1 protein-coding gene is annotated in these 325 nt (G+C 54.2%); it reads right to left on the bottom strand.

Features of this window, described 5'->3' with window-relative positions; translation table 11 throughout:
- Positions 1 to 325, bottom strand: a 325-nt coding sequence (gene dctP / locus DWX59_RS29395) for a TRAP transporter substrate-binding protein DctP (RefSeq protein ID WP_235845094.1), incomplete at both ends; no start/stop codon positions are given.

Below are 325 nucleotides of genomic sequence, written 5' to 3'. Positions count from 1 at the left end.
CGCACTTTTCCATCAGGCCTTCCAGTTCAGCGCCTGCCTCGCCGGTAAGGACGGCTTCCATATGTTCGTCGCTCTTGATCAGGTAAGGCATGCCGATGATACCCAGGTCAGGCTGGTAGGTCTGCATGGACTCGCCGGTAAATGTGATGTCGCAGCCGCCCTGTGTGAGGATGGACTGGATCATATCCACCTCGGTGCCTAACTGGCTGCTGGGATAGATGTTTACCTGGATGCGTCCGCCTGAATGCTCTTCCACGTATTCCTTAAACTTCTCAGAACCCAGATGCCAGGAATCGCGCTCATCATTGATGTGTCCGATGTTGAT

This window comes from Enterocloster aldenensis, assembly GCF_003434055.1.
Lineage (GTDB): Bacteria > Bacillota > Clostridia > Lachnospirales > Lachnospiraceae > Enterocloster > Enterocloster aldenensis.
The sequence above is the reverse complement of the archived record's forward strand: the minus strand, read 5'-3'. Positions and strand labels throughout refer to the sequence as shown.